Source organism: Rubellimicrobium mesophilum DSM 19309 (assembly GCF_000600335.2).
Taxonomy (GTDB): domain Bacteria; phylum Pseudomonadota; class Alphaproteobacteria; order Rhodobacterales; family Rhodobacteraceae; genus Rubellimicrobium; species Rubellimicrobium mesophilum.
This window is the reverse complement of sequence record NZ_KK088554.1, coordinates 140064-146419: the sequence shown is the minus strand read 5'-3', so window position 1 is coordinate 146419 and position 6356 is coordinate 140064. Positions and strand designations below refer to the sequence as shown.

The 6356-nt window shown below is 66.0% G+C and carries 11 protein-coding genes; 4 read left to right on the top strand and 7 right to left on the bottom strand.

The features are described 5' to 3' along the window. Nucleotides 1–507: 507 nt before the first annotated feature. Nucleotides 508–1530, bottom strand: coding sequence for a fatty acid desaturase (locus tag RUMESO_RS04050; RefSeq protein WP_037278195.1), 1023 nt, complete (start codon nt 1528–1530; stop codon nt 508–510). Nucleotides 1531–1791: 261 nt separating this feature from the next. Beyond that, nucleotides 1792–1998 carry a cold-shock protein gene (locus tag RUMESO_RS04045; protein ID WP_037278194.1) on the bottom strand — a complete coding sequence of 69 codons (207 nt, stop codon included), beginning with the start codon at nt 1996–1998 and terminating at the stop codon, nt 1792–1794. 334 nt (nt 1999–2332) lie between these two features. On the opposite strand from RUMESO_RS04045, the gene RUMESO_RS24905 reads away from it, so the two are divergent. Continuing rightward, nucleotides 2333–2488 (top strand): hypothetical protein, encoded by a 156-nt coding sequence (locus tag RUMESO_RS24905; protein WP_156362671.1) that lies wholly within the window; start codon nt 2333–2335, stop codon nt 2486–2488. 327 nt (nt 2489–2815) lie between these two features. Next, a complete protein-coding gene (locus RUMESO_RS04040; protein WP_037278193.1) occupies nt 2816–3088 on the top strand; it encodes a hypothetical protein in 273 nt (90 codons plus the stop codon). A gap of 54 nt (nt 3089–3142) precedes the next feature. Here RUMESO_RS04040 and RUMESO_RS27670 read toward each other — a convergent pair whose 3' ends face one another. From RUMESO_RS27670 to RUMESO_RS04020, 5 genes are all read right to left on the bottom strand, one after another. Further along, complete coding sequence (locus RUMESO_RS27670; RefSeq protein ID WP_281177527.1) at nt 3143–3277, bottom strand: hypothetical protein; 135 nt, start codon at nt 3275–3277, stop codon at nt 3143–3145. Between the two features lie 55 nt (nt 3278–3332). Beyond that, on the bottom strand, nt 3333–3587 hold the full coding sequence (locus tag RUMESO_RS04035; RefSeq protein WP_156362669.1) for a hypothetical protein: 255 nt from the start codon (nt 3585–3587) through the stop codon (nt 3333–3335). A 229-nt stretch (nt 3588–3816) separates the two neighbouring features. After that, nucleotides 3817–4338: a DinB family protein gene (locus tag RUMESO_RS04030; RefSeq protein WP_037278192.1), complete on the bottom strand. Its 522-nt coding sequence runs from the start codon at nt 4336–4338 to the stop codon at nt 3817–3819. A gap of 269 nt (nt 4339–4607) precedes the next feature. After that, nucleotides 4608–5036 carry a hypothetical protein gene (locus tag RUMESO_RS04025; RefSeq protein WP_037278191.1) on the bottom strand — a complete coding sequence of 143 codons (429 nt, stop codon included), beginning with the start codon at nt 5034–5036 and terminating at the stop codon, nt 4608–4610. A 40-nt stretch (nt 5037–5076) separates the two neighbouring features. Beyond that, on the bottom strand, nt 5077–5451 hold the full coding sequence (locus RUMESO_RS04020; protein WP_051521002.1) for a hypothetical protein: 375 nt from the start codon (nt 5449–5451) through the stop codon (nt 5077–5079). A gap of 288 nt (nt 5452–5739) precedes the next feature. On the opposite strand from RUMESO_RS04020, the gene RUMESO_RS25640 reads away from it, so the two are divergent. Both RUMESO_RS25640 and RUMESO_RS04010 read left to right on the top strand, forming a co-directional pair. Then, nucleotides 5740–6018 carry a winged helix-turn-helix domain-containing protein gene (locus tag RUMESO_RS25640; RefSeq protein WP_037278190.1) on the top strand — a complete coding sequence of 93 codons (279 nt, stop codon included), beginning with the start codon at nt 5740–5742 and terminating at the stop codon, nt 6016–6018. Beyond that, nucleotides 6018–6332 (top strand): hypothetical protein, encoded by a 315-nt coding sequence (locus RUMESO_RS04010; protein WP_037278189.1) that lies wholly within the window; start codon nt 6018–6020, stop codon nt 6330–6332. Before RUMESO_RS25640 ends, RUMESO_RS04010 begins: the two co-directional genes overlap by 1 nt. Nucleotides 6333–6356: the final 24 nt, after the last annotated feature.

Sequence of the window (6356 nt, the reverse complement as noted above, 5' to 3'; positions counted from 1 at the left end):
CGTGTTTCCGTTGTCTCGGCCGAATGTCCGTCTCTGGAATCCCAGCACTGGGTGGCCTGTGCGTGTTTCATGAAAGACGCCCAGAGACTGCCGTCCCTTTGGTCCGAGCAGCAAACTGTGCGTCAGCTTTGTCTCCCGCGCAGGCACAGCTGCGCTGACCTCGGCGAGAGGGAGCAAGGGCAGGATCTTGGAAGATCTCTGCCGCCTGCTGCGGAGCGGCCATGTCCAGGCGCAGGGGATCAACGGCACCCTGGACGCCCCCGCGCTGGCGTGCGACGTGCTCCTCCCCCTCGCGGACGTGCCGCCGGACCATCTCGATGTCGGCCTCGCCAGGGTGCGCCATGGTCCCAAGCATAGCAATCGGGAGAGCCGGCCGCGACAGCGGAGCGGTCTTCGAGAAGGAGCCGAAGCGTGCCGTCCCCAAGCGTCCGGCTCTGGATGGCTGACGTAAAGCGCGACGCTCTTCGCCGAAGTTCAGGCCAAGCTGGTTGGCCAGACCATTTCAGGTCAAGCGGCCGCTTGCGCCTCTCGGAACGAGACCAGCCGCTTCGCGCGCTCGTCCCACAGCACGAGCCTGACGCCCCTCAGGCTCTCCCGAAGCGTCACGCGACCGATGTCACGCAGTTCGGGATGGTCCTCCAGGACCTCCGGCAGGCGATAGAACGGGACCTTGCTCGACAGGTGATGGACGTGGTGGATGCCGATGTTCCCGCTGAACCAGCGCAGCGCCCAAGGCAGATCGTAGTGCGAGCTGCCATGGAGCGCGGCGTGCTGGAAGTTCCAGTCCGGACCTCGGGACCAGTGAGTGTCGTCAAACTGATGCTGGACATAGAAGAGCCACACCCCAGCGGTGGCCGCCATGAGCGTGATCGGCAGCTGGACCCAGAGGAAGGGACCGACGCCGATCCACCACATGAGCCCGATGGTAGGGAGCGCGGCGCCAGCACTCGTGGCGAGGGTCGACGCCCAGGGCTGCACGCCCGCGCGCATGAGGCCGATGGGCAGCCGGTGCTGGCAGATGAAGAGCCAGGCGGGCCCGAGCCCGAACATGACCAGGGGATGGCGGTAGAGCCGGTAACGCGCCCGACCCGACCACGGCAGGGCCTGATACTCGGCGACGGTCAGGGTGCGGACATCGCCGATGCCACGCTTGTCGAGGTTGCCGGCGGTCGCATGATGGACCGCGTGGGTGCGGCGCCAGTAGTCGTAGGGCGTGAGCGTGAGCACGCCCAGTGCCCGCCCGGTCCAGTCGTTGGCGCGCCGGCTCGGGAACAGCGATCCATGGCCGCAGTCGTGCTGCAGGATGAACAGGCGCACCAGGAGCCCGGCCGCCGGGACGGTGAGAGCAAGTCCCCACCAGTGGCCATTCACGACGGCCAAGGCCGTCAGGAGCCACAGTGCGACAAAGGGCACCACGGTGACCAGGACCTCGAGCGCACTTCGTGTGATGCTCGGGCGGTGGTAGCGCGCCAGCTTCGCAGGCCAGCTGCGGCTGTCAGTGGCGGTGTTGTAGGAAGGTCCAGCGTTCATCGTGCCGCTTTCGGGCTTGGGTTCCAGCCGTGGCTCGACACAGGACGGCAGCAGAACCCATGATCAAAGGGATGCCAATGACGGACGGGGCGGGATCGCCGTCCACGGCAGCATCAATTGGGCAAATGCCTCGGCTCGCCTCGATCCGGAAGAACACACCCGGAGGCGAGCGGTGCGACGAAGAGGCCGGCAGGCACGAACGGTCGAGCGCGTCGTGGCGTTGGCCTGGCAGGGATAGCCGCCAGGCCAGGAGCGCAGGGCTTACGCCAGCTGCAGGTTCTCGGCGGCTTCGCGGCCATCGCGGCCGGAGACGACGTCGAAAGTCACGGCTTGGTTGTCGCTCAGCCCTGTGAGGCCCGCCCGCTCGACAGCGGAGATGTGGACGAACACGTCGCGCTTGCCACCCTCGGGGGCGATGAAGCCGAAGCCCTTGGTGGTGTTGAACCATTTCACGGTGCCATTGGCCATCGTGAGGTCTCCTCTGGAGGTGCTGCCCGCAGCATGCGGCAGCCCGGCTATGTCAGTGTCACAACGAGAAACTGAAGCCGGTGAGGGAGACAGCGGATCGAGGGAGAATAACGTTCGCATGGGACACATGGGGGTGGCGGGACCACAAAGCAAGACAATTCGCCAAGGAGGAATGCCGCAGCGCAAAGACGGGAACCTACGTCAGTATTCTTTCCGGGCCGGCGCAGGGCTTAGGCGATAGTGGCCCGGCTGCCCTCGTAATCGAGGGTTCGGGCCCCATCTCAATAGCAGTCGCCGGGTATCCTCCTCGCGGCCTCAGGATGGAGGATCCCTGATGACCTACCCCACACTTCGCCAGAGTTTCGACAAGCACATGTCAACCCCGGAGCAGCCCCCGGCTCTCGGCTGGGCCGACTTCTTCCAGTGGCTCGGTCAGCAGACCGTGGTGCCGAAGCCGCGCGGCCCGCTTCCCAAGCTGATCCAGGAATGAGGGCCTGCTCATGATGATAGCGGGCCCAGGCGCCCTGACGATGGCTTCCGTCTCGCACGAGACCAGTAGGTCTCGTGCCCGCTGGGCTCTCATGAGGGCCCGGAGGAAGGTTGCCAACCTTGATCGGGAACCGCTTCCCCCTGACGCACCGGATGCCAGCCCGGTGGAGGCCCAAGCCCGCCGGCTCGGATGAAATCCCTGAGAGCTGGTCCTCGGCCGTTCGAGGTCTGTCTGGACGGCATGCTCTGGGGTGATCATGCCCCAAGGCTTGGCAGAGGGAACGAGGGCCCGTTCCGTCGAGGACGTCGGCACCAAGGAGGTGAAACAATGGAGACGCGCAGTACGAGATCGACGGTAACCTTTGCTCATCCGTTCCACATCGCAGGATATGAGGATGAGCTGCCGGCAGGCGACTACGAGGTCGTCGTCGACGAGGACCTCCTGCAGGGCCTCAGCTTCGAGGCCTACCGCCGCAGTGCGACCTATCTTCTGATCGGCGGCCGGACTGGGGGCCGGGGCATCTCGGAGATGCGCCCCATTGACCCACGAGATCTCGATGCCGCCCTGGCCCGCGACCAGGCGCAGCCCGAGCAAAGCTGAACAACTGCCAAGGCGCTTTCGGGCGCGAGCCCCGCCTCGGCTGCGTCTCCGGCGTCACTTGCCCTTCTTCGTAGGCGTGCTGTCCGACTCCGAGAGCTCCTTGGCAAAGCTCGTCGGGGCGGCTGGAGCCACCTTGTCCTTCTTGGGCTTCTTGATCTCCTTGTTGGACTTCTGCTGACCTTTGGGCATGACCTTCCTCCTCGGGATGTCCGGACGCCTCTCGTCCGTGGGTGGCCCTTGCGGCTCAGGAGATCGCAGGGTCTGAGCTGTCGTCCTGCGCGCCGCCAATGAGGCTTCCGATCAGGTGCAGCAATTCCTGCTTCTCGGGGCCAAGGCCACCTTGACCGAGAAACGCACCAAGGCTGACGTCGCTCACCTGACCGCCCGACGCCAGGTTGGCTCGGTGCCGGACAACCACCTGCCCGGTCCCCCGCTCGCCGGCCAAGCTCCAGCGATCCCCGTTCTCGCTGGCATAAAGCAGCCTCTCGCGCATAGGCACGTGGTTCGTCCTCAGCTGTGCCGCACAGGTGAAACGACCTCTAAGGTTGTCCTGTTCCGGCCGCAGTAGCGTCGTCTCGATCGCTTCTGCCGAATGCAGGTCCCCCTGGTTCGTACGTCCTGCACGCAAGCTGTGGATAAGGTCGGCCCGAGCGGGCCGTGCGTAAATCTTAATTGGCGCGCACTCTGGGGTCCTTAAGCTCAGGATTTTAAACCAATTGAGCCCGGTGCTAGGTCAGCTTGATGTTCTGATGGTCCACGACCCATGGCAGGTCGGTGTCCCCGATCGCCTCCCCAGCACGTGTGATAAGTGCATGGGCCTGACCTCGGTGGTGGGTCTGGTGGTTGAAGAGGTGGATCACGCAAAGCGCCTTAGGCTTGACCATGGGCCGGCCCGTGCCCCCGCTCACCCAAGCGAGATCCCCGTCCAGATCCTCGGCCACCAGGTGGTTAGCCCAGCCGATGATCGCGTCGTCAAAGCTCTGCCGCTGCGTCCAGAGATCGTCGAAGTCGGCCACGAGGCGATCGCTCGAGGACATCGGTACGGATGGCCGCTCGCCCACCCCGAAGCGTGACAGCCAGACCCGGTCCACCCACAGCAGATGGTTCAGGGTTCCGTGGATGGAGTGCCAGAAGGCCCCGCCCTCGGCCCGGCGTTGCTCATCGGTCAGTCGAAGCGCGGCCCCATAGACGCGTCGGTTCATCTCCGAGTTATAGGCGGCCATCGTGGCTGCATAACCAGGGGTGATCATCGCGAAAGCTCCTCGGGAAGGTAGGCCTCATCAACGAGCGGGGGTTAGGAGGGTGGAGCTTTGTCGGGCCCCAGGCGGAGGTCTGAGCCCTGGGCGAGAGGTGATGGCCACCCCCTTGTCCGAGCGAACGACGGACAGGCCGATTGCGCCGGTCCGGGAGACCCTTGGGTTGGCTCTCGCAGGTTCATTCCGCCGGGAGGACAAGGGTTCCGCGCTTCAGGCCCGTGCCCTGGTATGTCCCCTCTTTAGGCATGGCGGAAAAGGTCGTCTCAAAGGTGAACTCCCCACGAAGCCCCCTCGAAGCGGTCGGTGCCGCCGATCCAGGTCCCGGATCCGCCATAGGCAGCGCCGTTCCCCGCGGACACGCCCTCGAGCCGGTCCCAAAGCTGGTTGCCCTCTGCGTCCTGGTAGACGCAGGTTCCCGTGTCGCGCATGCCCGTGGTCGCCAGGTCGGTGACGCCCATGAAGACGCAACGCGCAGCGAGCCCGGCGAGGGGTCCCTCGGCGTCGGTGTTCACGATGTAGGTCTCTTGGACATAGGCCGCCTGCCCCTCTCCCATGGGCACCGTCGAGAGGTCCACCGCGGTCCAGGTGAAGGCTCCGTCGAACTCCTCCGGGGCGGGGGTGGCCTCCTGGGCCAGGGCGCTAGTCGCGGCGAGGAGCGTGGCGATGGTCAGGGTCCGCACGATCTTGGGCATGGGTGATCCTCGATGCTGAGGAGGTCGTCAGGAGTGGGGGTCAGTTCGCGGCCGCGATCCTGTGGGGTACGATCTCAACGGAGATGCGGATCTCTTGGCCGGACCGGGCGAACCTGTAGAGTGCGCCTTCATAGCCGGGCATCCCGAAGGCCAGGGCGTCTCCGTCCTGCATGGGCATCGCGATCCGCATGGGCTCGTCGTCCGTTGCGCGATCGCGGAAGGTGGCCGTCACCTCCAGCGCGCCTCCGGGCGCCTCGACCCAGTAGGCGACCATGTCGAGCGCACCCTCATGCAGGCTCCCTGCGGCAAGCGCACGGGAGATCGTGACATCCTCGGCCTGAGCGGTTGCAGTCGTCGCTGCTCCAAGCAGGGCGGCAAGGAGCGCGACGGTCGGGGCCGATACAGTCTTGGGCATGGTCATTCTCCGTTTGTGTCTGGTCCCGGGCCAGGGTGCGCGGCTGCCGTGTTCCTTTGACCCCAAGCGGCCGCGTGATAGGCTTGCCGCGACGTGACGCGTGGGGGAGCCGGAATGGCTCTGCATCTACCCTGGTCCGATCGGGTCGCCGCCCTGGGACGGCAAGGACAAGCTGCGGCCAAGGTCGGGGTTGGGTCCCGAAACGAAGCTCAAATTGATCCGAAACCATCTCCGAGACCGCCGAAAGGCGAGGAGGTTCGGCCTGATCCTCCATGGAATGGCGGGAGGATGAACCTTGGGGATGCGAGCCTCGATGTTGCTGGTGGCTTGCTCCTGGACCGGGGCGGGCAGCCGGTCGCGCTCCGCGCGCAGTCGATGAAGGTGCTGCTGCAACTCGCTCGGCGGCCGGGCGAGGTCGTCACCCGGAACGATCTGCTCGACGGAGCCTGGAGCGAGGTCCACGTCACCGACGACAGCCTCACGCAATGCGTCTCGGAGATCCGCCAGGTCATCGGGGACCAGGGGCACCGCGTGCTCCAGACGGTGCCAAAGCGGGGTATCGGCTGATGCCGACCGAGATGGCGGCCGAGCCGCCGGCGGTGGTGGGTGCGCGACAACGGCGCCCCTGGCTCGCAGCCGTGGCGGCGCTCCTTGTTGTTCTCGCGGGCCTGACCGCCTGGGCCACGCGGCCCGCAGGGTCCGAGGCGCTGCCCTCCATCGCGGTGCTGCCCTTCAAGAACCTTGCGGGCGAGCCACGCTGGGCGCGGCTGGGACAGGGCCTGGCGGCCGAGATCGGGACGGACCTCGCGCACAGCAAAGACATCGTCGTGATCCCGGCGGCTCTGTTGCGCAAATCCTGCGGGAGGCCTCTTGGAGGCTGAGTGGGTTAGTGGATGAGGATGCCC